This window comes from Streptomyces sp. NBC_00310, from assembly GCF_036208085.1.
Classification (GTDB): domain Bacteria; phylum Actinomycetota; class Actinomycetes; order Streptomycetales; family Streptomycetaceae; genus Streptomyces.
In genome coordinates, this window is sequence record NZ_CP130714.1 from 8,678,253 (window position 1) to 8,702,319 (window position 24,067).

At 70.7% G+C, this 24,067-nt stretch carries 16 protein-coding genes; 9 read left to right on the forward strand and 7 right to left on the reverse strand.

From position 1 onward, the window contains the following. Positions 1 to 159: 159 nt before the first annotated feature. Positions 160 to 1,110 (reverse strand): homocysteine S-methyltransferase, encoded by a 951-nt coding sequence (mmuM, locus tag OG202_RS37970; protein ID WP_328224251.1) that lies wholly within the window; start codon positions 1,108 to 1,110, stop codon positions 160 to 162. 139 nt (positions 1,111 to 1,249) lie between these two features. Between mmuM and OG202_RS37975 the strand changes: the two genes are divergently transcribed. Next, positions 1,250 to 2,704 (forward strand): amino acid permease, encoded by a 1,455-nt coding sequence (locus tag OG202_RS37975; RefSeq protein WP_327727289.1) that lies wholly within the window; start codon positions 1,250 to 1,252, stop codon positions 2,702 to 2,704. 88 nt (positions 2,705 to 2,792) lie between these two features. Here the strand turns inward: OG202_RS37975 and OG202_RS37980 are convergent, their stop codons facing one another. Then, positions 2,793 to 4,853: an autotransporter gene (locus OG202_RS37980; RefSeq protein ID WP_405961846.1), complete on the reverse strand. Its 2,061-nt coding sequence runs from the start codon at positions 4,851 to 4,853 to the stop codon at positions 2,793 to 2,795. Between the two features lie 295 nt (positions 4,854 to 5,148). Between OG202_RS37980 and OG202_RS37985 the strand changes: the two genes are divergently transcribed. Beyond that, positions 5,149 to 6,261 carry a glycoside hydrolase family 43 protein gene (locus OG202_RS37985; protein WP_327727288.1) on the forward strand — a complete coding sequence of 371 codons (1,113 nt, stop codon included), beginning with the start codon at positions 5,149 to 5,151 and terminating at the stop codon, positions 6,259 to 6,261. 1 nt (position 6,262) lies between these two features. Beyond that, positions 6,263 to 7,675 carry an RICIN domain-containing protein gene (locus OG202_RS37990; RefSeq protein ID WP_326575515.1) on the forward strand — a complete coding sequence of 471 codons (1,413 nt, stop codon included), beginning with the start codon at positions 6,263 to 6,265 and terminating at the stop codon, positions 7,673 to 7,675. Positions 7,676 to 7,682: 7 nt separating this feature from the next. On the opposite strand, the gene OG202_RS37995 is transcribed toward OG202_RS37990, so the two are convergent. After that, entirely contained in the window at positions 7,683 to 9,410 is a 1,728-nt protein-coding gene (locus tag OG202_RS37995) for a rhamnogalacturonan lyase B N-terminal domain-containing protein (protein ID WP_328224252.1), read from the reverse strand. A 192-nt stretch (positions 9,411 to 9,602) separates the two neighbouring features. Between OG202_RS37995 and OG202_RS38000 the strand changes: the two genes are divergently transcribed. Together OG202_RS38000 and OG202_RS38005 are read left to right on the forward strand one after the other, a co-directional pair. Continuing rightward, complete coding sequence (locus tag OG202_RS38000; RefSeq protein ID WP_328224253.1) at positions 9,603 to 10,649, forward strand: rhamnogalacturonan acetylesterase; 1,047 nt, start codon at positions 9,603 to 9,605, stop codon at positions 10,647 to 10,649. A gap of 293 nt (positions 10,650 to 10,942) precedes the next feature. Continuing rightward, positions 10,943 to 12,727, forward strand: coding sequence for a DUF2264 domain-containing protein (locus OG202_RS38005; protein WP_328224254.1), 1,785 nt, complete (start codon positions 10,943 to 10,945; stop codon positions 12,725 to 12,727). Here OG202_RS38005 and OG202_RS38010 read toward each other — a convergent pair. From OG202_RS38010 to OG202_RS38020, 3 genes are all read right to left on the reverse strand, one after another. After that, positions 12,672 to 14,081: a hypothetical protein gene (locus OG202_RS38010; protein WP_327727282.1), complete on the reverse strand. Its 1,410-nt coding sequence runs from the start codon at positions 14,079 to 14,081 to the stop codon at positions 12,672 to 12,674. The genes OG202_RS38005 and OG202_RS38010 overlap by 56 nt on opposite strands. Positions 14,082 to 14,220: 139 nt before the next feature. Beyond that, on the reverse strand, positions 14,221 to 14,805 hold the full coding sequence (locus tag OG202_RS38015) for a TetR/AcrR family transcriptional regulator (protein WP_326575506.1): 585 nt from the start codon (positions 14,803 to 14,805) through the stop codon (positions 14,221 to 14,223). Positions 14,806 to 14,897: 92 nt separating this feature from the next. Beyond that, a complete protein-coding gene (locus tag OG202_RS38020) occupies positions 14,898 to 16,262 on the reverse strand; it encodes a jacalin-like lectin (protein ID WP_327727281.1) in 1,365 nt (454 codons plus the stop codon). A 239-nt stretch (positions 16,263 to 16,501) separates the two neighbouring features. On the opposite strand from OG202_RS38020, the gene OG202_RS38025 reads away from it, so the two are divergent. The 4 genes from OG202_RS38025 to OG202_RS38040 all read left to right on the forward strand — a co-directional run bounded on the left by OG202_RS38025 (position 16,502) and on the right by OG202_RS38040 (position 20,936). Then, entirely contained in the window at positions 16,502 to 18,220 is a 1,719-nt protein-coding gene (locus OG202_RS38025; protein WP_327727280.1) for a PHP domain-containing protein, read from the forward strand. Continuing rightward, the gene (locus OG202_RS38030; protein WP_327727279.1) at positions 18,217 to 18,729 is read left to right on the forward strand and encodes a hypothetical protein; all 513 of its coding nucleotides are present in this window, start codon (positions 18,217 to 18,219) and stop codon (positions 18,727 to 18,729) included. Before OG202_RS38025 ends, OG202_RS38030 begins: the two co-directional genes overlap by 4 nt. A gap of 209 nt (positions 18,730 to 18,938) precedes the next feature. Further along, positions 18,939 to 19,856, forward strand: a complete 918-nt coding sequence (locus tag OG202_RS38035; RefSeq protein ID WP_328224255.1) for a D-alanyl-D-alanine carboxypeptidase family protein — start codon at positions 18,939 to 18,941, stop codon at positions 19,854 to 19,856. Positions 19,857 to 20,045: 189 nt separating this feature from the next. Then, positions 20,046 to 20,936, forward strand: a complete 891-nt coding sequence (locus OG202_RS38040) for a potassium channel family protein (RefSeq protein WP_326575496.1) — start codon at positions 20,046 to 20,048, stop codon at positions 20,934 to 20,936. Positions 20,937 to 21,158: 222 nt separating this feature from the next. Here OG202_RS38040 and OG202_RS38045 read toward each other — a convergent pair whose 3' ends face one another. Beyond that, positions 21,159 to 24,053, reverse strand: a complete 2,895-nt coding sequence (locus tag OG202_RS38045) for a glycoside hydrolase family 2 TIM barrel-domain containing protein (RefSeq protein WP_327727277.1) — start codon at positions 24,051 to 24,053, stop codon at positions 21,159 to 21,161. Positions 24,054 to 24,067: the final 14 nt, after the last annotated feature.

Consider the following 24,067-nt stretch of genomic DNA (forward strand, 5'->3'; position numbering starts at 1 on the left):
CCCGCCCTACCCCGTCTGTCGGCAACACCTCGGTAACCGGTTTCCCCGGGACGGAGGCTAGCAGCGGGGGAGCGGCCCGGTACGCCGTGTCCGTCGGCTCAGGGGCTACGGCGAGGCCTTCGGCCCAGGGCATACGGCGAGGCCTTCGGCCCAGGGGCTTCAGCCCAGCGTCTTCGCGATCGCCGAGATCGCCTCGGGTCCCACCCGGCAGCACCCGCCGATCAGCCGGGCCCCGGCCGCCCGCCACCCCTCCACCTGCTCGGTGGTGAACGTCGACCGCCCGGTCCAGGCCCGCGCCGACGCGTCCCAGGTCTCGCCGCTGTTCGGATACACGACGACGGGTTTGCCCGTGGCCCGGACAGCCGTCTCGATCGCACCGTCCACGTCGTCGGGCGAGCAGCAGTTCACACCCACGGCGACGACCTCCTCCACGTCCGCGGCGAGCGCGAAGGCCTCCTCCAGCGGCTGCCCGGCGCGGGTGCGGTCGCCGTCGACGGTGTACGACAGCCAGGCGGGCACCTCCAGACCGCGGATCGCCCGCAGCAGCGCCTCGGCCTCGTCGGTGTCCGGGATCGTCTCCAGGGCCAGGACGTCGGGGTAGGTGGCGGCCAGCGCCTCCAGCCGGGGCCGGTGGAACCGTTCCAGCTCGGCCACGCTCAGCCCGTACCGGCCCCGGTACTCGGAGCCGTCCGCGAGCATCGCCCCGTACGGGCCGACCGAGGCCGCCACCAGCAGGGGGCGCGAGATGCCCCTCGCCTTGGCCTCCACCGCCGCGTCCACGGCCAACTCGACGCTCAGGGACATGAGTTCGGCCGCCCGGTCGCGTCGGATACCGCGCTTGGCGAAGCCCTCGAAGGTGGCCTGGTAGCTGGAGGTGATCGCCACGCTCGCGCCCGCCTCGAAGTAGGCGAGATGGGCCTCGGTGATCGCCTTTGGCCGCTCGGCGAGGAGCCGCGCCGACCACAGCTCGTCGCTCAGGTCGTGACCGGCCGATTCGAGCTGGTTGGACATACCGCCGTCGAGGACGAGCGCATCGGCCGCGAGGGTCGCGGCGAAGGGGCCGACACGGGGACCGGGGATGCCGGGGAAGCCGGGCGTGTTGCTGGTCATGCCCTCGACGGTAGTCGAGCCGCGGAGGTGGGCCCACCCGATTGTGTCCAGTACATGAACAGATTGACCACCATGTGGAACGCGGCGATACGATCGCGCCCTCCCCGTCCCCATCACACCGCAGCCCCCGGGAACCGCCATGACCACCACCAGCACCCCCGAGGCCACCGAGCCCGAGCCGAACCCGGTTCCGGCCGACGGGACGGCCTCGGCGACGAACGCGGCCGCCCCGGGCCGCACGTTCGGCCTCACCGCGGCCACCGCCCTCGTCATGGGCAACATCATCGGCGGCGGCATCTTCACCCTCCCCGCCGCCGTCGCCCCCTACGGCACGGTCAGCCTGCTCGCCTTCGGGGTCCTCTCCGTGGCGGCCGTACTGCTGGCGCTGCTCTTCGGAAAGCTGGCCAGGCGCAGCCCCGTCACCGGCGGCCTCTACGTCTACCCGCGCGACGCCTTCGGCCCCTTCGCGGGCTTCCTGTCGGCCTGGTCGTACTGGACGATGTGCTGGGTCAGCATCGCCGCGCTCGCCGTCGGTGTCGTCGGCTACGTCGACGTGCTGATACCCCTGGGCGACAGCAAGGCCGTCCTGGCGCTGGTGGCCCTGGCCGCCCTGTGGCTGCCGGCCGCCGCGAACTTCGCGGGCACCCGCTACGTGGGCGCCGTGCAGATCGTCTCCACCGTGCTGAAGTTCATACCGCTGCTGCTGGTCGCCACCATCGGCCTGTTCTTCATCGACACCGACAACTACGGCCCCTTCAACGCCTCCGGCGAGAGCGCCCCCGGCGCGCTGGCCGCCGCGGCCGCCCTCCTCCTCTACAGCTTCCTGGGCGTCGAGTCGGCCGCCGTCAGCGCCGGCGAGGTCCGTGACCCGGAGCGCACCGTGGGCCGCGCCAGCGTCCTCGGCACGCTCGCCTCGGCGCTGGTCTACATCCTCGGCACGGTCGCCGTGTTCGGCCTGGTCCCGCACCAGGAACTCGTCGAGTCCGGGGCGCCCTTCGCCGACGCGGTCAACTCGATGGCCGGCGGCACCTGGGGCGGCACGGTGATCGCGCTGGTCGCCGTCGCCTCGATCGTCGGCTGCCTCAACGGCTGGGTCCTGCTCAGCGCCCAGATGCCGTACGCCGCCGCCCGCGACGGTCTCTTCCCCAAGCCCTTCGCCCGCGTCGGCAAGGGCGGCGTCCCCGGCTTCGGCGTCCTCGCCACCGCCGTCCTCGGCACGCTCCTCATCGTCGTCAACTACGCGGACGACCCGGACACCGCCTTCCGCGTCCTGGTCCTCATCACCACGTTCACCGGCTGCGTCCCGTACCTGCTCTCCGCCGCCGCCCAGCTCTACTGGCTGGCCAGGGGCACGCGCGAGCGGGTCCGCCCCGCCGGCCTGGTCCGCGACCTGATCGTCGCCGCCCTCTCCTTCGCCTTCTCCTTCTGGCTGATCGCCGGCGCGGGCTACGCGGCCGTCTACCAGGGCGTCCTGTTCCTCTTCGCCGGCATCCCGGTGTACGTCTGGCTGCGCGGTCGGCAGGAGGAGCCGGGGAAGGCCCGTACCGAGGCCGAGGCCGAGGCCGGGCCCGAGGCCGACACCACCACGGCGTAAGCGCGCGGCACGAGACGGGCGGGCGGCCGCTGACCCCCGTACAGCGACCGCCCGCCCGAGCTTTGTCTCATCCAGGGATACGCCGGTCTCAGCCCGTGGCCGCGTGCCGGCCGCCCCGGCGCCGGTTGTTCCTGCGGCGCCGGCTGATCGGTACCAGCAGCCCGGACAGCAGGCCGACGGCGAGCGCGTACGGCCACCAGCCGAGGCCGCTGTCCGCGGAGGCGGCGGCGTTCTGTGTACGGGCGTCCTGCGCGCCGGGGCCGGAGTCGGAGCCCGCGGCGGTCTTGACGGTCGGCGACGGACCCGCCTTCGTCTCGGTCAGGACGACGTCGTTGCCGTCGCCGCCCCGGTAGCTGATCCGGTACGTGTTGTCGGCGAGCTTCACCTTGGCGCCCTCGCGGAGCCCGGTGAACGTTCCGGTGTTCCCGCCCTTGCCCCGGTGGTCGAGCACGGTGATGCTCTCGCCGGGTCCGCCGACGGCGGCCAGGGCCGCGAAGTCCAGCCCGCCCGCCAGCCGCACCGTCCCGTGCACCTTCAACGGCCGCTTGCGCAGCACCAGTTCGCCCTTCCCGGTCTGGGTGTAGCCCCCCGTCACCGTGAGGCCGGCCACGACCACGCCCTCGTTGGTCACCGCCCCCTTCACCGTGCCCTTGCCGGACAGGGACCTGGTCACGCGCAGCCCGGCGGTGCCCACGTCGAGCCTCGCGCCGGCGGTGGTGAGCCGAATGGTCCTGCTGCGGGTGAGAGCCGCCCCCGAGCGGAGCGCCAGCGTGCCCTTGGTGACGGTCGTCGCCCCGGTGTACGTCACCGCGCCGCCCGTCAGCGTTGTCGTGGCCGCACCCGACTGCGTGAGCGAGCCGGTGCCGCCGACTCGCGACAGGGTCACGGGCTTCGACACATTGCGGACGATCAGCGAACCGTTGTTGACCACCTTGTAGAGGTCGCCCTTGGTGTACAGCCCGCCGTCGCCGCCGGACTTGCCACTGCCCAGCCGCAGCACCGCGCCCTTCTCGACCGTGGTGGAGCCGTTGTAGTACTGGACGGCGGCGAAGGTGACGTCGTTGCCCCTGGTCCCCTTGATGACGATGTCCCCGGCGCCGGGCGTGGAGAGCGTGTCGTGGAAGCGGCCGCCGCCGATGGGGGCGCCCAGCGTCACCGGGCCGTTGTAGTCGAACGTGAGCAGCGAACGGGACCGGGCCGCCAGCAGGTTGATGTAGACCGTCTCGGCCGTGCCCGGCATGAAGATCCTGTTCGTGGTGCCGTCGCCCCACTGGACGTTGGCGCCCTTGATGTTGGTGCCGCGCTTGTTGACGTTCTTGCGTGCGGGCGTCCAGTTCAGGGCGGGGTCGCTGAGCGAGGGGTTCGTGTCGCCGCCCTGGTCCGACCAGCTGTACTGGCCGGTGAGGATCACCTTGCTGCCGGGCCGCGACTGGACGTTGATGTCGCTGCCGTACTCGCGCTGGTAGAAGTCCATGCCCTGGGTGACGGTCTGGCCCAGCGGGGTGTCCACGGTCCAGGTGCCCTGGTTCAGGACCTTGCGCGCGTTCGGCAGCGAGGTCGCGAACTCCGGGCGTCCGGCGTTCACGCCCGTGCCGTTGTCGATGACACCGGTGAAGGGATGGGTGCCCGACAGGTCCCAGGTCGCCCAGAGGAACCTCGGCTGGGTGACCAGGCCGGAGCCGCTGATGGTTCCCAGGTTGTACTGGACGTTCTTCAGGGCGAGCCGCAGGGTGCCGTCGACCCGGATGTTGTTCTGGTTGAGCCGGAACGCCGGGGTGCCGTACGGATAGTGGCCGATCACGCCGGTCGAGCCGCTGTCGCCGTACTGGAGGGTCGCGCCCTTCGCGACGGTCACGGCCGGCGGGTCCGGGTTGGCGACGGTGACGTACGGGTGGTTCCCGCCGAGCGTCTTCACCACCTGCCGCTGCCGGGACTTCGGCAGGGTGAAGTCGCTGTCCCTGGTGAGGACCAGTGTGCCGGTGCCGCGCACGGTGAGCGTGCCGGTACCGCTGAACACACCGCCGTACGTGGTCGTCCCGGACGGCACGGTCACCACCGTGTCCCCGGTGAGCGTGACGTTCCGCCCTGCACGGACGTCGGAGGTCACATCGCGGGGGCCTGCGGCGGTCGCGGTCGGGGCGCCGAGCATCAGGGCGGTGACCGCCAGGGCTCCGGCGGCCGCCGCTGTCTTGTGGGTTTGGCTGCGCACGTCATCGGAGACGCGCCGGGGCTCACCCGATAACAGAAACTTCGCCGTGTCCGGCTTCTTCGCGTCGGTTCGTTCCTGTGAGCTTGTGTTCGTCATGCCCGACCCGTTGACCTCGGCGTAACACGCCCTTACCTTTCAGCCGTTCGGAATGACTGATCTTGTGCGAAATGCCGAACGAATCTGTTTTCTTTTGTCTCCCCCCACGTGCAGCACCATCTGCAGAGAGGCAGACCGCGTGAGCCGCGAGCACGAACTCCCCGAACCCCCCAACCGCAGGCTGCTCCTCAAGGGCGCCCTGGCCGCCGGCGCCCTCACCACCCTGCCCGTCGGCGTCGCCCAGGCGTCCACGCCCCAGGCCTCCACGTCCCAGGCCTCCGCTTCCCGCCCGGCGTACGCCAACCCGCTGGTCCGCAACCGCGCCGACCCGCACATCAACCGGCACACCGACGGCTTCTACTACTTCACGGCGACCGCGCCCGAGTACGACCGGATCATCCTGCGCAGATCCCGCACGCTGCGCGGCCTGTCGACGGCCGACGAGTCCGTCATCTGGCGCAAGCACGAGACGGGTGTGATGGGCGCGCACATCTGGGCGCCGGAGATCCACCGCATCGACGGCAAGTGGTACATCTACTTCGCCTCCGCGCCCGCCGAGGACATCTGGGCGATCCGCATCTGGGTCCTGGAGAACTCCCACCGGAACCCCTTCAAGGGCACCTGGGTCGAGCGCGGCCAGTTGAAGACCGCCTGGGAGACGTTCTCCCTGGACGCCACCACCTTCACCCACCGGGGCTCCCGCTACCTCGCGTGGGCGCAGCACGAGCCCGGGATGAACAACAACACCGCGGTCTGGCTGTCGAGGATGGCCGACCCGCTGACCCTGACGGGTCCGCAGGTCCGGCTCACCACACCGGAGTTGGACTGGGAGGTCATCGGTTTCAAGGTCAACGAGGGGCCGTCGGTCATCAAGCGCAACGGCCGGCTCTTCATGACGTACTCGGCGAGCGCGACCGACTTCAACTACTGCATGGGCCTGCTGACCGTCGACGCGGACGCCGACCTCATGGAACCCGCCAACTGGTCGAAGTCCCCGACACCGGTCTTCACCAGCAACGACACCACCAAGCAGTACGGGCCGGGCCACAACAGCTTCACCGTCGCCGAGGACGGCCGCACCGACGTCCTCGTCTACCACGCCCGCCAGTACAAGGACATCGTCGGTGACCCGCTCAACGACCCCAACCGGCACACCCGCGTCCAGCGCCTCGGCTGGAAGCCCGACGGAACCCCCGACTTCGGAGTCCCCGTCGCCGACGCGGCCACCCCGAACAACGGTAAGGAGAGCTGAGATGAGACGTGCGTACGCGATGCTCCTCGCGCTCTGTCTGGCGCTGGCCGGCGCCCTCGTCACCGCCGGCCCCGCCCAGGCGGCGCCGCAGACGATTCCCAACGGCACCCAGTTCACGGACACTTCGGGCAACGCCCTGCACGCCCACGGCGGCGGGGTCATCAAGGTCGGCTCGTACTACTACTGGTTCGGCGAGAACCGGAACTCCGACAACACCTTCAAGTACGTGTCGGCGTACCGCTCCACGGACCTGAAGAACTGGGAGTTCCGCAACAACGTCCTGACCCAGGCCACCGACCCCGAGCTGGCGACCGCCAACATCGAGCGGCCGAAGGTCATGTACAACGCCTCCACCGGCAAGTTCGTGATGTGGATGCACAAGGAGAACGGCACCGACTACAGCGAGGCCCGCGCGGCCGTCGCCGTCTCCGACACCGTCGACGGCAACTACACCTGGCAGGGCAGCTTCCGCCCGCTCGGCACCCACATGTCCCGTGACATCACCGTCTTCGTGGACACCGACGGCACCGGCTACATGATCTCCGCGGCCCGCGAGAACTACGACCTGCAGATCTACCGGCTCACCGCCGACTACACCGGCATCGCCGCCCTCGTCGCCGACCCCTGGCACGGCGGCCACCGCGAGGCGCCCGCCCTGTTCAAGCGGGGCGGCGTCTACTTCATGCTGACCTCGGGCGCCACGGGCTGGAACCCCAACCAGCAGCAGTACGCCACCGCCACCAGCATCGCGGGCCCCTGGACGGCCATGGCCAACGTCGGCGACTCCACGACGTTCGGCTCGCAGACCGCGTACGTCCTCCCCGTGCAGGGCACCTCGACCACCTCGTACCTCTACCTGGGCGACCGCTGGGGCAACGCCTTCGGCGGCAAGGTCAACGACTCCCGCTACGTCTGGCTGCCGCTGACCTTCCCGACCTCCACCACGATGTCCATGTCCTGGTCCCCGGAGATCACCGTCGACACGGCCACCGGCACGATCAGCGGCACCAGTGCCACGTACAACACGCTGATCGCCCGGCACTCCGCCAAGTGCGCCGACGTCACGAGTCAGTCGCTGTGGGCGGGTGCCCAGATCAAGCAGTACGCCTGCAACAGCGGCAACAACCAGAAGTACTGGTTCAAGTCCGTCGGCAGCGGCTACTACCAGCTGATGACCCGTCACAGTTCCCTGTGCGTGCAGGAGAACGCCACCACCGTCACCCAGGAGAACTGCAACTCCTCGGCCACGAACCAGCAGTGGTCGCTGACCACCACGGGCAGCTACGTCAAGGTCGTCTCCCGCGCGAGTGGCGAGTGCCTGGACGTGAACGGCGCGTCCACCGCCGACTCGGCCGCGATCATCACGTACACGTGTGGCAGCGGGACGAATCAGCAGTGGACGCGCGGAACATGACGGACTCTCAGCCCAGGAGGTCGATCGCGTCGATCGACGTCCCCGCACTGAGATAGGACGTCGCCCCCGAACCGCTCACCACGTTGATCCTCAGCACGTTGTACTGACTCGTGTCCGCCAGCCAGGCGGACGCCGGGACGCTGTAGGTGAACGTGTGGTTGTTGCCCCGGTAGGACCCGTTCGTCAGCGACCGAGTGTTCGGCTGGGTGGGCGGGGAGGGGATCGCCGAGGTCCAGGTGTCGTTGACGACGACCTGCGGCCGGCCGTTGGCGTAGGCCGTCGTCACACCGATGCGCAGGGTGTGGGCGGCGGCGGCCTGCGCGGCGGTCAGCCGGAAGTAGACGAGGAGACCACTGTTCACGTCCTTCCAGAGGTAGCAGGGGAAGGCCGAGGTCTCGGTGCCGCTGCCGATCACCACGTTGCCGGTCCAGGAGGCGGCCCGGACGTCCGACGGATGCGCGTACGTCATCAGGTCGGCGTTCTTGAAGCCGCTCGGCGTGCCGTTCCAGTCGTTGATCCGCCAGATCGCGCCCGCGTTGGACGGGTCGTTCGTGGACGGGATCGCGATCGAGTTGAGCGTCGTCGTACCGCCCGCCGTGACCGTCACGGAGGTCGTGTACACCGCCAGCTCACCCTTGAACACCGTGAGCGTGTACGTCCCCGGAAGCACCCCCGCGATGGAGAAGTAGCCGTCCGACGCCCGTGCCGAACCCCAGTACTGCGCCGTCGAGTTGGCGAGCCCCACCGTGTACGCGTACGACGTGTTCCGGCCGGTGATGCCGACGCCCGCCACCCGGCCCCGGCCGCTCGCGGAGGTGTACCCGGACAGGCCGAGAGAGTCCGCCCACGGCGTGGTCAGTGTGCCCGGGAACAGCGACGAGGAGGGCGCCCCGCCGTCCGTGAAGGCGATGACGTACGGGCCCTGGAGGCCGAACCGCTGCTCCTCCGTCTGGTTCTGGCCGTAGTACAGGATCTCGTAGAGGCCGCCGCCGTCCGCGCTCTGGTGGCGCAGCAGGGAGCGGTAGAAGGGGCCGCCGGAGGCCTTCTCGTGGTTGCTGCGGACCATCCACAGGCCGACGCTGCCCGTCTTCCAGCCGATGTAGTCGTAGTCCATCACCCGGAGCCTGGAGTAGTGCTTCGAGCGGGTCTGGCCGTCGGACTTCGCGAAGACGTCCGAGGCCTCGATGGTGGTGGGCGCGTAGGTGTACGAGTCGGGCTCGTCGTTGAGGAACAGGCCCGCCTTCACGCGCACGATGTAGCGGGTCGCCGAGACCGAGGTGTCGGCCTTGTTGGTCCACAGGTAGATGTTGTTCTCGCCGCTGCGGGCCGCGTAGTAGTGCTTCAGCGTGCCGTAGGTGACGGAGACGAGGATGGTCGAGCCGGACTGCCTGATGCTGACGGTCGAGCTGCCGAGGCCGGACTCGATGTGCGAGTTCATGCCGCCGTAGCCCTGGTACTCCGTGCCCCGGTAGACGAGCGAGGACAGGTCGCCGTTGCTCTTCCTGACCTTGAACACGAGGTTCGCGCCGGTGTCGATCACGTAGTTGGTGCCGTCGTCGGTGTAACCGAAGGCCGCGGCGCGGGCGGTGCCGGCCAGCGGTCCGGCGAGCGCGGCCCCGACGGCCGTGGCGGCGGTGCCGGCGACGAAGCCGCGACGGCCCAGGCCGGGCGAGGCCGGTCTGTCGGCGGAGGCGGAGGCGGAGGTGGGGGTGGAGGCGGAGGTGGATTCGGACATGGGGGTCCTCCTCGTGAGGCGTGGGGGGAGTGCGGGTGATTCGGAAGGGTGACAGTTGAATCGTTTTCGCGAAAGGGCTTTCGCCGCAGGGAAGTTGGCAATCTTGTGAAAACCGGCTGACATCTAGAAAGCGCTTGCCAGACGATGTACCGTCCAGCCGCCGGGTCATGTCATTCCTCGGGAGGAGCCGCAATGAGACGTTTCACCATCGCCGCGCTGACGGTGGCGACGACCCTGGGCACCGTTCTCACGGCCGTACCGGCCGAGGCGCACCGGGGCCGACCCGCGCTGGGCCTGGAGAACTGCGCCGAGAACGCCTGCCACTTCGACGTCCCCGCCGGCACGTACGACGTGACCGTCCGCCTCGGCGGCGCGACGGCGGCGAGCACGAAGGTCACCGGCGAGACGCGCCGCACGCTGCTCGCCGAGACGGTCACCCAGGCCGACGAGCCCGTCTCCCGCAGCTTCACCGTCGACGTCCGCACCCCCGAGGGCGAGCCGACCGGCGCCGAGGGCACCCCCGGCCTGGACCTCGTCATCGGCGGCGCGGCGCCCGCCCTCGCCGACATCCGCGTGACCCCCGCCCAGCGGGCCCGTCAGATCTTCCTCGTCGGCGACTCCACGGTCTGCGACCAGCCCGGCGACCCGTACTCCGGCTGGGGCCAGCAACTCCCGCAGTACCTGCGCAAGGGCGTCTCGGTCGCCAACTACGCCGACTCCGGCGAGAGCACGGTGTCCTACCTCGCCGACTCCCGGCTGTGGGCCACGGTCCAGCCGAAGATCCGGCGCGGCGACCTGGTCCTGATCCAGCTGGCCCACAACGACAAGCAGACCGACGAGGCCACCTACCGGGCCAACCTCGAAACCCTGGTCGCGGGCGTCCGCGAGAAGGGCGGGAAGCCGGTCCTGGTCACCCCGATCGTCCGCCGCTGGTTCAACTCCGACGGCACCCTGAACAACGGCACGGCCCTGCTGGTCAACGGCCTCGGCGTCGACCACCCGGCGGTCACCCGCGCGGTCGCGGCCGCCCATGGTGTGCCGCTGGTCGATCTCACCGCGAAGACGAAGGCGCTGGTCGAGTCGCTGGGCACCGAGGGTTCCAAGGCGCTCTACCTCTACAACGAGAAGCGCGACAACACCCACACCTCGGTGCACGGCGCTACCGTCTACGCCGACCTCGTCCGCGACGAACTCGTCGCCCAGGGGCTGGTCCCCGAGGGGCGGACCAGGGTGGGATGAGACCCCTGGGGCGTTCCGACCGGAACCGGGGCGCCCCAGGTTTGTACGCGGGAGGGGGCGGGTGGTTTGGGTGCGTTGGCGGGTGCGGGTGCGTCGTGGTTGCTCGCGCAGTTCCCCGCGCCCCTGAAAAGCAGGGGCTGCGCCCCATGCTTCTCGGCCCGCAGCCCTGCCGATCCAGGCCCGCAGGGGCCTGGTCTCTCAGGGGTGCGGGGAACTGTGCGAGAAGCCCCACGCACCCGCACTCGACAACGCACCCAGCCACCCCGGCCCCTCCCAGTCAGAAAGCGCACCACATGCCCTCCCAGCCCCACGACGACCGCACCCTCAGCCCGTACACCGGTTACACCCGCGCCCACTGGGAGGCTGCCGCAGACTCGCTGCTGGCCGCCGTGGAGCCGTACGCGACCGCCGACGGGGCCCTGTACCACCTCCCGGGCGACCGGACCAGCTGGTCCGGCCGGCTCTCCGACGGGCTGGAGGGGTACGCCCGTACGCTGCTGCTCGCCGCCTTCCGCCGCGACGAGAAGGCGCTCGCGCGGTACGCGGACGGACTCGCGGCCGGGGTCTCGGGCGTCTGGCCGCGCATCGAGGACCGCGGTCAGCCCCTGGTGGAGGCCGCGTCGATCGCCTTCGCGCTGCGTGTGACGCGCGACCTGCTCTGGGACCGGCTCGACGACGGCGTCCGTCAGCGGGCAGCGGCCTGGCTCGGCGACGCGCTCACCGCCGAACCCTGGCCCTGTAACTGGGAGTTGTTCCCGGTGACGGTCGGCGGCTTCCTCGAAGAGATCGGCCATGAACCGGAGTTGGCGCGCCGGGTCATCGACGAGCGGCTCGACCGGATCGAGCAGTGGTACGTCGGCGACGGCTGGTACACCGACGGCGACGGCCGCAAGTTCGACTACTACAACGGCTGGGCCATGCACCTCTACCCGGTGCTGCACGCCTGGCTGGCCGACGACGAACGCCTCCTCGCCCGCTACGGAGACCGCCTGTCGGCCCATCTCGGCGACTACGCCCGGCTGTTCGGCGGCGACGGCGCCCCTCTGCATCAGGGCCGCTCCCTCACCTATCGCTTCGCGACGACGGCTCCGCTCTGGCTGGGCGCCTTCACCGGCCGTACGCCGCTGTCGCCGGGCGAGACGAGGCGGCTGGCGTCGGGCGCCCTCAAGTACTTCCTCGACCGGGGCGCGGTCGACGACCGTGGCCTGCTGTCGCTGGGCTGGCACGGCCCGAACTCCGCCGTACTGCAAGGCTATTCGGGCCCCGCCTCCCCGTACTGGGCCAGCAAGGGCTTCCTCGGCCTGCTGCTGCCGCCGGACCACGAGGTGTGGACGGCGACCGAGGAGCCGGGGCCGGTGGAGCGGGAGGACGGGCTGCGCCCGGTGGGGCCGCCCAACTGGCTGCTTCAGTCCACGCGTTCGGACGGCCTGGTCCGCCTCCACAACCACGGCAGCGAGGACGTCCGCTACGACCCCTTCTACACGCGGCTCGCGTACTCGACGGTGACGGAGCCCGTGCCTCTGGCCGAGCCTGCCGGGACGTACGACAACAGCGTGATCGTCGGCGGTGACGCGAGCCGTGCCGGCATCGAGCCGCTGGGGGTGGGGGTGGGGTGGGCCGCCTCCCGGCACGCGGTCGGTGAGGAGCCCGGGGCCGGAGTGCGGGTCACCAGCCTCGTCGTGGCCCGGGGCGCGGCCGAGGTCCGCGCCCATCTGGTGAGCGGAGCGGCGCCCGGGACACCGGTACGGGTCACCGGATGGGCGGCGACAGAGGGCGTTCAGGTCGAACTCCTCCCCGTTCACGGCCTGTCGGACACGGACGGCGGCCCCGGCCTCGCCGGCGAGATCGGCGAGGCCGACGAGGCCGCCACCCTCTTCGTGGCCCTCGCCCGCCTCACCGCCGACCCCGACCCCCTGCCGCTCCCGGAACTGGTGTCCGTGACGGTGGAGGGGGCTCACGACGTGGTCGTGACGTGGGCCGACGGCGAGCGGGCGGCGTTCCGCTTCGCCTTCGACCGTGGAGCTACGGCTTCAGACGGGCGATCTTCAGCGTCTTCGTGGTCGGTGACGCCCCGTTGAGGGCGGTCGTGTACGACGGGGTGACGGGCGCGTAGGCCCAGGTCAGCGTCCCGTCCTTCAGGACCGCGATGTCGCCGGAGATCCGCGCCTTGACGACCTTGTCGGCGCCCTGGAGCTTGCCGCTCCAGTCGACGAGGCGGAAGTGTGTGCCCGAGAAGGTGCCGGTGCAGGTGCCGCTCGCGCACTTGGCGTTCTTCAGGGTCTCGTAGGAGACGAGGAGCCGGTTCTTGCCGTACGGGGCGACGCGCACGTTGACGTGCTCGGTGCCCTTGGCGGAGGTGAGGTAGACCGGCTTGCCCGAGGGCGTGTTGCGGTTCTTCAGGAACGCGACGGCGACCTGGTGCGTGCTGGTCTTCGGCTTGACCGTCCAGCCCCGGCCGCTGGAGTCGTCCGGGTTCTTCTTGGCGGAGGCGGCGCCGCGCGAGGCGAAGGCGGTGGCGTAGCGGCCGGTGGAGGACTTCACGAGGTCGCCGGTGCGGCCCGCGAAGGTGCCGCCGCAGTAGCCGGCCCAGCACTGCTCGCGCTGGACGACGGGCGCGTTGTCGGGCGCGGCTATGCCGGTGGAGACGAACAGGCCCGAGCGCCAGTCGTCGAAGCAGAGGGAGGTGAAGTCGCCGCTCGTCTCGGCGCGCAGGGCTATGCCCTCGTTGTGGGAGCAGCCCCAGCCCCAGCCGCCGCCGAGCTTCTTGCCCTGGGGGTTCACATACGCCAGCTTGTCGCCGAAGTGGCCGTCGGCGAAGCCGCCCGCGCCGTGCACGACGAAGTAGGCGCCGTACTTCTTGCCGTTCCAGGCGAGCTGGCCGTCGAGCAGCGGGGCCGTGTCGTCGGAGGAGGCGCCGGTCAGCTTGGTGCGCCAGGCCTGCTTGCCGTTCCGGTAGCGGATCAGCGCGGCGGCCGTCTCCTTCCACTTGTTGGTGTCGGCGACCCGGGTCAGCAGCGCGAACCCGTCGTTGTGCGCGACGAGCCCCCCGATCTCCTTCGTCCCCTTGACGACCGAGTCGGCGCCCGCGCGCTTTCCGGCGGCCGTCAGCGGGGTGACGTGGACACCGTCCGACGCGGGCCAGGCGACCCGCAGCGTGCCGTTCGGCGCCACGGCCGTCGCCGTCCGCGTCCACTCCCGGCTGTTGTTGTAGCCCGCCGAGAGATAGGGGAACTTCGCCGACAGGCTCACGGTCGTGTGCGTGACGGTGAGATCACCGGCCGCGGCGGTGGGCGCGGGCGCGGCCCCGGCGGTCGCGTACCAGGCGCCCGCCAGCACGGACGCTGCCACGAGCGAGCCGATGACGGGCTTGCGCGCGAGGTGGCGACGACGGTGTCCGGACGGGGCGGAGGGGGCGGGTGTTGCAGGTGTCATGTTCTGTGGTCGCCGCCGAGGGACGGAAGGTTGCCGTCGGGGCGGCAATTGTTTGAGTCCTCAAGATTCCTCGCGGGGGCACACGCCGGGACTACGCCCCCTCGGGACTACGCCCCCTCGGGACTACGCCCCCTCGGGACTACGCCCCCTCGGGACTTTCCCGGGGCCAGTGCGTGAGGGCCAGATGCAGCGCCTCGACGGCCTTGTCCCATGACCGTCGTACGTCCCGGGGCGCGCCGAAGCCGCCACCGGCCTCCAGGGCGCAGAAGCCGTGGAAGGTGCTGCGCAGCAGTCGTACGGCGTCCGTGAGGTCGGGTTCGTCGAGGCCGTACGCGCGGAGCATGCCGTAGGTGATCTCGGCGGTACGGCGGAAGCCGGGGGAGGCGGCGACGACGTCCTGGTCGACGCGGATCTGGGTGGCCGCGTACCGGCCGGGCCGCTCCAGCGCGTACTCCCGGTAGGCGCCCGCGAAGGCGGCCAGCGCGTCCTTGCCCGCCCGCCCGGCCACGGCGGCGGTGATGCGGTCGATCAGCTCGCCGCCCGCCAGCAGCGCGACCCGCGTCCGCAGATCCTGGAGGTTCTTGACGTGCGAGTACAGACTCGCGTCCTTCACCCCGAAGTGCCGCGCCAGCGCGGACAGGGTGACCCGCTCGAACCCGACCTCGTCCGCGAGATCGGCCGCGGCCTCCACGACCCGGTCGACGGTGAGCCCGGCACGGGCCATGGAGACCACCTCTTCACCTCGGAGACCCAGGACGCCAAGGCTACCGCCTGGTGATCAAGGGCTCGGAGGCCCTGTGGCCGAGGGTTCGCAGGTCAGCCGATCGGGGCGTACAGCACGCCGAGCTTGTCGATCTCGGTGCCCGCGCGGCCGGTGAAGCCGACGATCTGCCAGCCGGAGGGGGCCGTGAAGGTCTTGGTGTCGGAGGTGGCCGTGCCGGAGGAGAGGGTGCGGCCCTTGTCCGTGCCGAAGGCGGCGGAGAAGATCCGGGTGCGGCCGTCCTTCTGGCCCTGCGTGAGCTTCACGGAGGTGAGGTGCTCGCCGGAGGCCAGGGTGAGTGAGGCCGCAGTGCCGCCCGTACCGCCGTGGGTCAGCGTCGTACCGCCGTCGTGGGTGAGCGAGACCGCGTCGAGACGGGAGCCGCCGCGCAGGGTCAGGGTGCGGGGCGAGACCGTCGAGGGGAGGTTGTCCGCGTCGTTGTACGCCGTGCCGTGCGGACCGCCGAAGAAGTCACCGGCCCTCAGGCCCGAGTTGAGCTTCCAGGAGAAGTCGACCGTGTGCGGGAAGTGGTCGGAGAGGTTGCCGCCCGCCGAGTCGAGGAATGTCGCCCAGTCGTTGTTGTAGCGGTTCGCGGTCAGGTCGACCACGTTGCTGTCCCGGTAGAAGACCTTGTCGACGACCTCGCAGTCATTGGTCGGGGCGGTCGTCGGGCAGACCAGCGCGTCGGCGCCCAGAGCCGGGGCGACACCGCCCTTGATCAGCTGCACCCACGGGTCCGTGAGCCCGTTCTCCGACACGAGCGAGCGGATGTTGTCGCCCGTGCGCGTGTAACGGGTGTTGGTGTCACCCATGACGATCACCGCGTTGCCCGCCGAGTTCGCCTTGATGAACTCCGAGAGCTGCGTGACGTTCGCCCGGCGGGCGGCGAGGGCGGCGTCGTCGGAGTCGGCGTTCGTGTGCACGTTGTAGAGGTCGACGAAGACGCCCTCGTCGAGCCGCACCCGGGCCAGCGAAAAGCCCTTCGGGGTGAGGCAGTTGGTGCCGGTGCAGTTGTTCCACTTCACCCGCTCGAAGTCCTCGAACGCGTAGTCCGAGAGGGTGTTGAGGCCGTCGCCGAACGGCACCCCGCCGCTGGTCGCCGTGCGGTACGGGTGGTTGTCGCCCGCGTACAGCGCCGCGTGGTAGTTGAAGTCCTCCTGCACGTTCACGATGTCGTACGCCCCGAGGCGCGGCGAGATCAGCGGGGTGTTCGTCGCCGGCTTGCCGGAACTGAGCCCCTCCGGGAGGCCGGCGACGTTGTACGTCAGCACGTTGAACGTGCCGCTGGTGGCGGCCGCCGCCGGCGTCGCGCCGGTGGTGGCGAGGCCGGTGACGGCCAGCGCGCCGGCGGCGAGGATGCCGAGCAGTCTTCTCGTGGGGCGTGTGGAGCCTGTGGGACGCATGGGACTCGTGGGGCTCATGGGGCTCTCCGGAGGGCGCGGGGGAAGATGAGCGGTGCTCAGGTTCGATCGCCATCAGTGTGACGTGCAAGGCCAGTTGGGGAAACAGTGAGGGACGTGGCGATCCGCCCTATCCAGGGAACCCGGCGGCCACTCCTTGATCTTTCGACGTTCATGTTTCGCCTCGATCCTCCACAGGCGGCGCGGTAGTCGCGTCGCGGAAGGCAGCCGCGGAAGGCAGCGGCATCAGGAGGCGTTTCATGGGACACGGACACGCGCACGGTCACGGGCATCACCACCACGGACATGACCACGACCATGAGCACGAGGCGCCGGCCGCCCTCCCCGCCGCCTTCGACACCTCTGTGCCCGACGAGGCGCTGACCCCCGAGCAGCAGTCCCGCCGCACCCTGCTGCGCCGCGCCGGCCTGCTGGGCGCGGGCCTGACCGCCGCGAGCGTCCTCGGCCAGGCGGCGGCGACCGCCCCCGCGTACGCGGGCACGAACAGCCGTAAGCGAGGCGGCTTCCTGTGGCTGGCCGGTGACCACCACATCCACACCCAGTACAGCAACGACGGCAAGTACCGCGTCGTCGACCAGGTCCGCCAGGGCGCCAGGCACGGCATCGACTGGATGGTCATCACCGACCACGGCAACGCCACCCACGCCAGGATCGGCGTCGAGAAGGTCAACCCGGACATCAAGGAGGCCCGGGCCGCGTATGAGGACACCCTCGTCTTCCAGGGCCTGGAGTGGAACATCCCGGCCGCCGAGCACGGCACGGTCTTCGTGCACCCCGGCAAGAACGAGGTCGCCGTCCTCAAGCAGTTCGAGACCGACTACGACGGCAGCGTGAAGGGCGCCTCGGACTCGACGCCCGCCAACGAGGCGCTCGCCATCGCGGGCCTCGGCTTCCTCGCCGAGCAGGTCCGGCGCCGCAAGGTCAAGGACGCCCTGATGCTCGCCAACCACCCCGCCCGGCGCGGTGTCGACTCCCCGCACGAGATACGCGGCTGGCGCGACGCGACCGGCGCGAGCGGCCGGATAGCCGTCGGCTTCGAGGGCGCCCCCGGCCACCAGGCCGCCGGCCTGCCCGCACCCCTCGGCATGGCCCGCGCCCGGGGCATCTACGACAACAACCCCAGCGCCAACTCCTTCCCCGGCTACCCGCTGGAGAGCTACCGCACCTGGGGCGGCTTCGACTGGATGACCTCCACCGTCGGCGGCCTGTGGGACAGCCTCCTGGCCGAGGGCAAGCCGTGGTGGATCACCGCCAACTCCGACTCCCACCAGGTCTACGCGGACACCGCCGTGCGCGGCGGCCCGGACAGCGACTACGCGGCCAACGGCAAGCACACCGACCCGGTCCACGGCGGCAAGATCGACATTACCCAGGGCGACTACTGGCCCGGCCAGTACAGCCGCACCCACGTCGGCGCCGACGGCTTCACCTACGCCGCCGTGATGGAGGGCATCCGCGCCGGCCGTATCTGGGTCGACCACGGCCAGCTCATCAGCGGCCTCGACGTCCGCCTCTCGGGCGGCGGCCGCTGGGCCACCCTCGGCGGCGCCCTGCACGTCAAGAAGGGCACCAAGGTCACGCTCACCGTCGACGTGGCGCTCGCCGGTGGCCCCAACTGGGCCGGGTTCGTACCGAAGTTGGCCCGCGTGGACGTCATCCGGGGCGATGTGACGGGCACGCCCGCCGACAAGGACACCTTCACCGCGCCGACCGCGAAGGTCGTGAAGTCGTACGAGGTGAACAAGTCCACCGGCCTGGTCCGGCTCACTTACGGCCTCGGCCGGGTCGACCGTCCGCACTACGTCCGCCTGCGCGGCAGCGACGGCAACCGCTTTGCCGTCGGCCCGATGGGCGCGGCCGTCGACCCGGCGGGCCCCGCCATCGATGTCGTCGGCGACGCCGACCCGTGGCGCGACCTGTGGTTCTACGCCAACCCGGTGTGGGTCCTGCCCTCATGACGCCGTACGCCCTCTCCGTGGACGCCGGGGTCGGGGACCTGCGCGCGGCCGACCACCTGCTGCACACGCTGGCCGCCGAACTCGCCCTTCCCGAGGGCGTGTTCGGCTGTACGCACCTGGTGCGCGGAGACCGGCCACGCGTCGCCCTGTCCCTCGCACTCCCGTCGGAGCCGCTCCCGCGCATCGCCCGGGAGCGGCTCACGGCCCGGGGGTACGAGGTGTCACCCGGCATCCCCGACCCGATGGGCCGCGCGGTGCTCTACCCGGGCGTCTCCTCCCTCACCGGCACGCTGACGATCGCGGAACTGCTCTCCCGCTCCGCGATCGCCCGCGTGACCGTCCTGGGCTCACCCGGCCCACCGGCCCCGGAGAACGAACTGGCGACACGGGATCACGTACGTCCGCACTGGCACGAGGGCGAACTCGTCCTCACCGCCATGCCTGCGGCCGGTGGCGTCCTGGTGCCGTTCGAGGTCCCTGATCCGACGCCGTGCTGCGCGGACCCCTGAGCGGGAAATGCGCATAAAGGGGTGCCCGAAGGCCGTTGGGAGAACTGTGCAACCATTCTCTCCCTTGTGATCCATGTAAGGACAGGGTGCTTTGCGCCCGCCCTATGGCCTTCATTCCGATTCGTGCATTTTTCGGAGCGTTCGAATTGACAACCCTTGACAAGAGCAGACGTGTTCGCCGGAGTGCCGGCGCACGAAGATCCGGTGCGATGACGCTGCGCAAGGCCGCGGCGATCGCCGTGACCGCGGGCACCGTACTGCTGGCCACGCCCGTGGCCTCACCCGCGCAGGCGGCCGCCGCGCCCACGGTCAGCGCCAAGGGCGCCTACCTGCTGGACAACGCGACCGGCACCAAGCTGTTCAGCAAGTACGGCGACACCAAGCGGCCGATGGCCAGCACGACCAAGATCATGACCGCCCGCGTGGTCCTCGGCCAGACCGGTCTCGACCTCGACCGCAAGATCACCATCAGGCAGGCCTACCGCGACTACGTCACGGCCGAGGGTGCGAGCACCGCGGATCTGAGGACGGGCGACCGTGTGACGGTCCGGCAGTTGCTGTACGCGTTGATGCTGCCCTCGGGCTGCGACGCCGCGTACGCCCTCGCCGACACCTTCGGCACGGGTGACACCCGCTCCGCGCGGGTGAAGTCGTTCATCGGCAAGATGAACAAGAAGGCCGCGGACCTCGGTCTGACCAACACCCACTTCGACTCGTTCGACGGCATCTCGACGGCCGGCGAGAACTACACCACCCCGCAGGACCTGGCGAAGCTGGCCCGCAGCGCGATGAAGTACTCGACGTTCCGTACCGTCGTGAAGACGACGAAGACCGTGCGCTACGCGACCACGAGCACCGGCGGCACCCGTACCTACACCTGGTACAACACCAACCAGCTGCTCGCCTCCTACTCCGGCGCCAACGGCATCAAGACCGGCACCGGCACATCCGCGGGACCGTGTCTGGTCTTCTCCGCCACCCGCGGTGACAAGACCGTCATAGGCGTCGTTCTCAACGACGGCTACCGCTACACCGACGCCGCGAAGATGCTGGACTACGGATTCGGCACCAGCACCGCGTCGAGCATGCAACTGCGCCCGCTGCCCACGGGCGCACAGCGGGACTGACCGGGCGCCAGAGGGGACCCGGGAACGCACGCCGTTCCCGGGCCCCGTGCCGTGCGGGCGCCGACGCACCTCCCCTGTGCGGATCGGCGTCCTCGAACGCCTGCGGCGACACGGGCCCGCGACGGCCACCCGCCGCATGTCCGCGCGGCAGCATGCCGGTACCGGTACCGGTGCGGCTGAGGAGGATGCGTGAACGGGCTGATCTCGCTGGTCGGCGTGGCGGTGGTGCTGATCATCCTGCGGGACGTGTTCCACACCCTGTGGCACCCGACCCGCCACGGAGGACTGAGCCGGATCGTCATGACGGCCCTGTGGCGACTGTCCTCCCGCACCAGTCCCCATTGGCGTGCCACGGGAGTGGCCGGGCCGCTCGGCGTGGCGGGCGTGGTCGCGATGTGGACGTGCGGCGTGGCCCTGGGCTGGGCGGTGGTGTACTGGCCGCACATGCCGGAGGGCTTCGTCTTCTCGAGCGCCCTGGAGCCGACCCAGCACTCCCGTCCGGTGGACGCCCTCTATGTCTCCCTGGTGACCGTGGCCACCCTCGGCCTCGGCGACATCACCCCTGCCGAAAGCTGGCTGCGGATCGTGGCACCGCTGGAGGCGCTGGTCGGATTCGCGCTGCTGACCGCCACCGTCTCCTGGGTCCTCGGCATCTTTCCCGCGCTCGCCCGGCGCCGGACGCTGGCGCTGCGCATCTGCCATCTGCGCCGGGCCGGGCTCACCGACGAACAGCTCGACTCCGAGGCGGGAGCCCCCGTACTGGACGCGCTGGCCGCCGAGATCGCCGGCGTCAGCGTGGACTTCGCGCAGTACCCGGAGTCGTACTACTTCCACGACGGGACCGGCGACACCTCGCTGGCGCTGAGCATCGGCCACGCCGCCGCACTCGCCGAGCGGACCCGGCTGGCACAGCACCCCGGTGCTCGCATCGCGTCCCTCGTCCTCGCCGCCGCGCTCGACGACTTCGCCACCGTGCTCGACGAGCGCTTCCTGCACACGGGGAAGCCCCGACCGGAGATCCTCGACGCCTACGCTCGTGACCACGGCGCCGCCCCGCCGGACAGTCACGCGGCCCGCTGAACGGAGAGGCGGGGCATCCGCCGGGACCTGCTGGACCCCGCCCACGACGGACGCACCCTAGCGTCCGTGGCGGGGCACGGGACACGGCTGGACGAGCCCCGCGATCTCCGCTCCGTGCTGATCCCACGCGCCCCACTGCTCGCCCGTCATCGCTCTTCCACGGTGCGACAGCGGCCGGTCGGCGTGATCGCCGACCGGCCGCTGTACGGGCCAACTGCCTTCCTACGCCGTTGTCGAGAACACGAACGAGAACTCCGCCGGCCCCGCCGTCAGGTGGTACTCCGGGAGTGGCCCCGGCCCGCAGGACTGGGAGCCGACGCCCATCTGGCCGTGGTCGAGGTTGACCCACACCGTGTCACCGGACTGAAGGTCCGTCAGATGCCCGGCCACGTCCAGCTGTTCGGTGGTCCAGCGGCGGGCCGTGAACGAGAACTCCGGATCGCCGTCGATGCGCAGTCCGCCCAGCTCCGCCCAACGTACGTCGGGACGGGCGCCGTTCTCCTGGGGGCGGACGTACGGGGTCTGCAGCTCGTCGACCGTGGAGTGGTAACGGCGCACCATGGACGCCGACTTGGTGTCCGGGTAGCCCTCGCCGGGACCGCCGCCGTACCACTTCACGGCGTCCGCCGACGACAGTCCGAAGCGGATGCCGAGCCTCGGCAGCGGCACGGTCCAGTCGCCCTCCGGGTCCACCGACACGGTCAGCTTCAGCCGGGTGTCGTCGGCTGTCCACCGGTAGGTCGTGCGCAGACCGACCTCCCGCGCGGCCGGCGCCACCCGCGTCCGTACGGTTAGCGCGTCGGCGCCCAACTCAACTCCGTCCAGGCGGTGTTGCACGCGATGCAGGCCGAGCTCCCGCCACAGCTTGCTGTAGCAGGTGTTGCCGTTCCACGCGCCCTCGTCGTTGTCGGTGGTCGCCCGCCACACGTCCAGGCGCAGCCCGGTCACGTCAAGGCCGCCGATGGTCTTCAGCGCGCCCGTACGGACGTCGAAGGAGGCCGGGCCGAGATAGATCAGCCTCTCGCTCGCCGTGGGACCGTCGCCAGGCGCCACGGTCGGCAACGGCCTTTCCACGACCGGCAGTTGGGCCCACGCCACCTGGTGGTCCTTCCTGCCCCACGCCGTGTCCTCGGCCAGCAGCGCCCGTACGGTCCACAGCGCCTCGCCCGCCGGTCCGCCGGTCGGCGGCTGCGGCAGCTTCACCTCGGCGGACTCGCCGGGCTTCAGGGCGGGCACCGACAGGGTGCCCGCCTCCACCGTCTTCCCGTCGATCTCGTACGCCCACTCGAAGGCCAGCGAGGACAGATCCGCGAAGTCGAACGCGTTGCGCACCCGGACCGTGCCGGCCGAGCCGTCGCCGTCGATACGGACGGGCTCGATGACCTTCTTGAACTCGATCAGGCCGGGGGACGGCGTCCGGTCCGGGAAGATCAGGCCGTCGCAGACGAAGTTGCCGTCGTGCAGCTCCTCGCCGAAGTCGCCGCCGTAGGCGTAGCCCAGCGTCGGGTGCTTGACGCCGTGGTCGATCCACTCCCAGATGAAACCGCCCTGGATGCGCTCGTGCGCCTCGAAGATGCGCTGGTAGTCGGCGATGCCGCCGGGGCCGTTGCCCATGGCGTGCCCGTACTCGCACTGGATGAAGGGCAGCTGCCGACGCTTGTGGGTGCCGCCGTCCAGGCGCTGGCCGATGCGCTCGGTCTCGGCGTGGTCGGCGTACATCCGGGAGTAGATGTCGGTGTCGCGGCAGTCCCAGTCGCCCTCGTAGTGCACCAGGCGCGAGCCGTCGCGGCCGTGGATCCACTCGGCCATGGCGGTGAGGCCGCGGCCGGTGCCGGCCTCGTTGCCGAGGGACCAGATGACCACCGAGGGGTGGTTCTTGTCGCGCTCGACCATCCGGGCCGCGCGGTCCAGGAGGGCCGGGGTCCAGCGGTCGTCGTCGACGGGGTTGTCCCGCCAGTTCTGCTCGGTGAAGCCGTGGGTCTCCAGGTCGCACTCGTCGATCACCCAGAGGCCGTACTCGTCGCAGAGGTCGAGGAAGGCCGGGTGAGGCGGGTAGTGCGAGGTGCGGACCGCGTTGAGGTTGTGCCGCTTCATCAGCAGCACGTCCTCGCGCATGGTCTCCAGGTCGAGCGCGCGGCCCATCGTAGGATGCCACTCGTGCCGGTTGACGCCCTTGAAGAGGATCGCCTTGCCGTTGACCTTGAGCAGGCCGTCCTCGAGGACGACCGTCCGGAAGCCGATCCGCAGGGGGACCCGCTCGCCCTCGGTGACCAGTTCACCGTCGTACAGCCGAGGCGTCTCGGCGGTCCACGGCTCCACCGGCACCGTCACCGCCTCGCCGGTCGCGACATCGATGTCGAGGGCGGGCACGAGGACCCGGCCGTCGACGTCCGAGTCGACACGCAGGGTCCCGATGCCGCCGACGTGGTCGTAGGAGGCGTGCACGAAGAAGTCGAGGGCGCTGCCCGCCGGGCGGTGCAGCAGAGTGACGTCCCGGAAGATGCCGGGCAGCCACCACTGGTCCTGGTCCTCCAGATAGGAGCCCGCCGACCACTGGTGGACCCGGACGGCGAGGACGTTCCCCGCCGGCTTCAGCAGGTGCCCGACCGCGAACTCGTGCGGCAGCCGGGACCCCTTGAACTCACCGATGTCCGTGCCGTTCAGCCACACCCGGGCGCAGGACTCCACGCCGTCGAAGCGCAACACCGCCCCGCCCTCGGTGAGAGCGGGCCACCCCTCCGGCAGGTCGAAGAACCGCAGATGGTCACCGGTCGGGTTCTCCGACGGCACCCTCGGCGGGTCCACCGGGAACGGGTACAGGTGGTTGGTGTAGATCGGCGCCCCGAAGGCCCCGTCGCCCTGCAGCACCCAGTGGCCCGGCACGGCCACCTCGGCCCAGCCGCCCGCGTCGAAGCCGGGGGCGGCGAACGAGTCGTCCTCGGCGTCGACGGTGGGAGACAGCCGGAAGCTCCAACTGCCGTTCAGCGACAGGGACTGCGCGTCGGAGGACGCGTACCAGGCGCGGGGCGGCAGGGCCCCGCTCCCCGGCGAGACGTCCTCGACGTAGTCGACGGATGTGCCGGTGCTGCCGGTGCTGCCGGTGGTGCGGAAAGACATCGGTCTCCTTGCTG

Excerpts from the sequence above, each read along its gene's own strand:
- mmuM (WP_328224251.1), bottom strand. The coding sequence starts at position 1,110 with ATGACCAGCAACACGCCCGGCTTCCCCGGCATCCCCGGTCCCCGTGTC.
- OG202_RS37975 (WP_327727289.1), top strand. The coding sequence starts at position 1,250 with ATGACCACCACCAGCACCCCCGAGGCCACCGAGCCCGAGCCGAACCCG.
- OG202_RS37980 (WP_405961846.1), bottom strand. The coding sequence starts at position 4,853 with ATGCTCGGCGCCCCGACCGCGACCGCCGCAGGCCCCCGCGATGTGACC.
- OG202_RS37990 (WP_326575515.1), top strand. The coding sequence starts at position 6,263 with ATGAGACGTGCGTACGCGATGCTCCTCGCGCTCTGTCTGGCGCTGGCC.
- OG202_RS37995 (WP_328224252.1), bottom strand. The coding sequence starts at position 9,410 with ATGTCCGAATCCACCTCCGCCTCCACCCCCACCTCCGCCTCCGCCTCC.
- OG202_RS38000 (WP_328224253.1), top strand. The coding sequence starts at position 9,603 with ATGAGACGTTTCACCATCGCCGCGCTGACGGTGGCGACGACCCTGGGC.
- OG202_RS38005 (WP_328224254.1), top strand. The coding sequence starts at position 10,943 with ATGCCCTCCCAGCCCCACGACGACCGCACCCTCAGCCCGTACACCGGT.
- OG202_RS38010 (WP_327727282.1), bottom strand. The coding sequence starts at position 14,081 with ATGACACCTGCAACACCCGCCCCCTCCGCCCCGTCCGGACACCGTCGT.
- OG202_RS38015 (WP_326575506.1), bottom strand. The coding sequence starts at position 14,805 with ATGGCCCGTGCCGGGCTCACCGTCGACCGGGTCGTGGAGGCCGCGGCC.
- OG202_RS38020 (WP_327727281.1), bottom strand. The coding sequence starts at position 16,262 with ATGAGCCCCACGAGTCCCATGCGTCCCACAGGCTCCACACGCCCCACG.
- OG202_RS38025 (WP_327727280.1), top strand. The coding sequence starts at position 16,502 with ATGGGACACGGACACGCGCACGGTCACGGGCATCACCACCACGGACAT.
- OG202_RS38030 (WP_327727279.1), top strand. The coding sequence starts at position 18,217 with ATGACGCCGTACGCCCTCTCCGTGGACGCCGGGGTCGGGGACCTGCGC.
- OG202_RS38035 (WP_328224255.1), top strand. The coding sequence starts at position 18,939 with ATGACGCTGCGCAAGGCCGCGGCGATCGCCGTGACCGCGGGCACCGTA.
- OG202_RS38045 (WP_327727277.1), bottom strand. The coding sequence starts at position 24,053 with ATGTCTTTCCGCACCACCGGCAGCACCGGCAGCACCGGCACATCCGTC.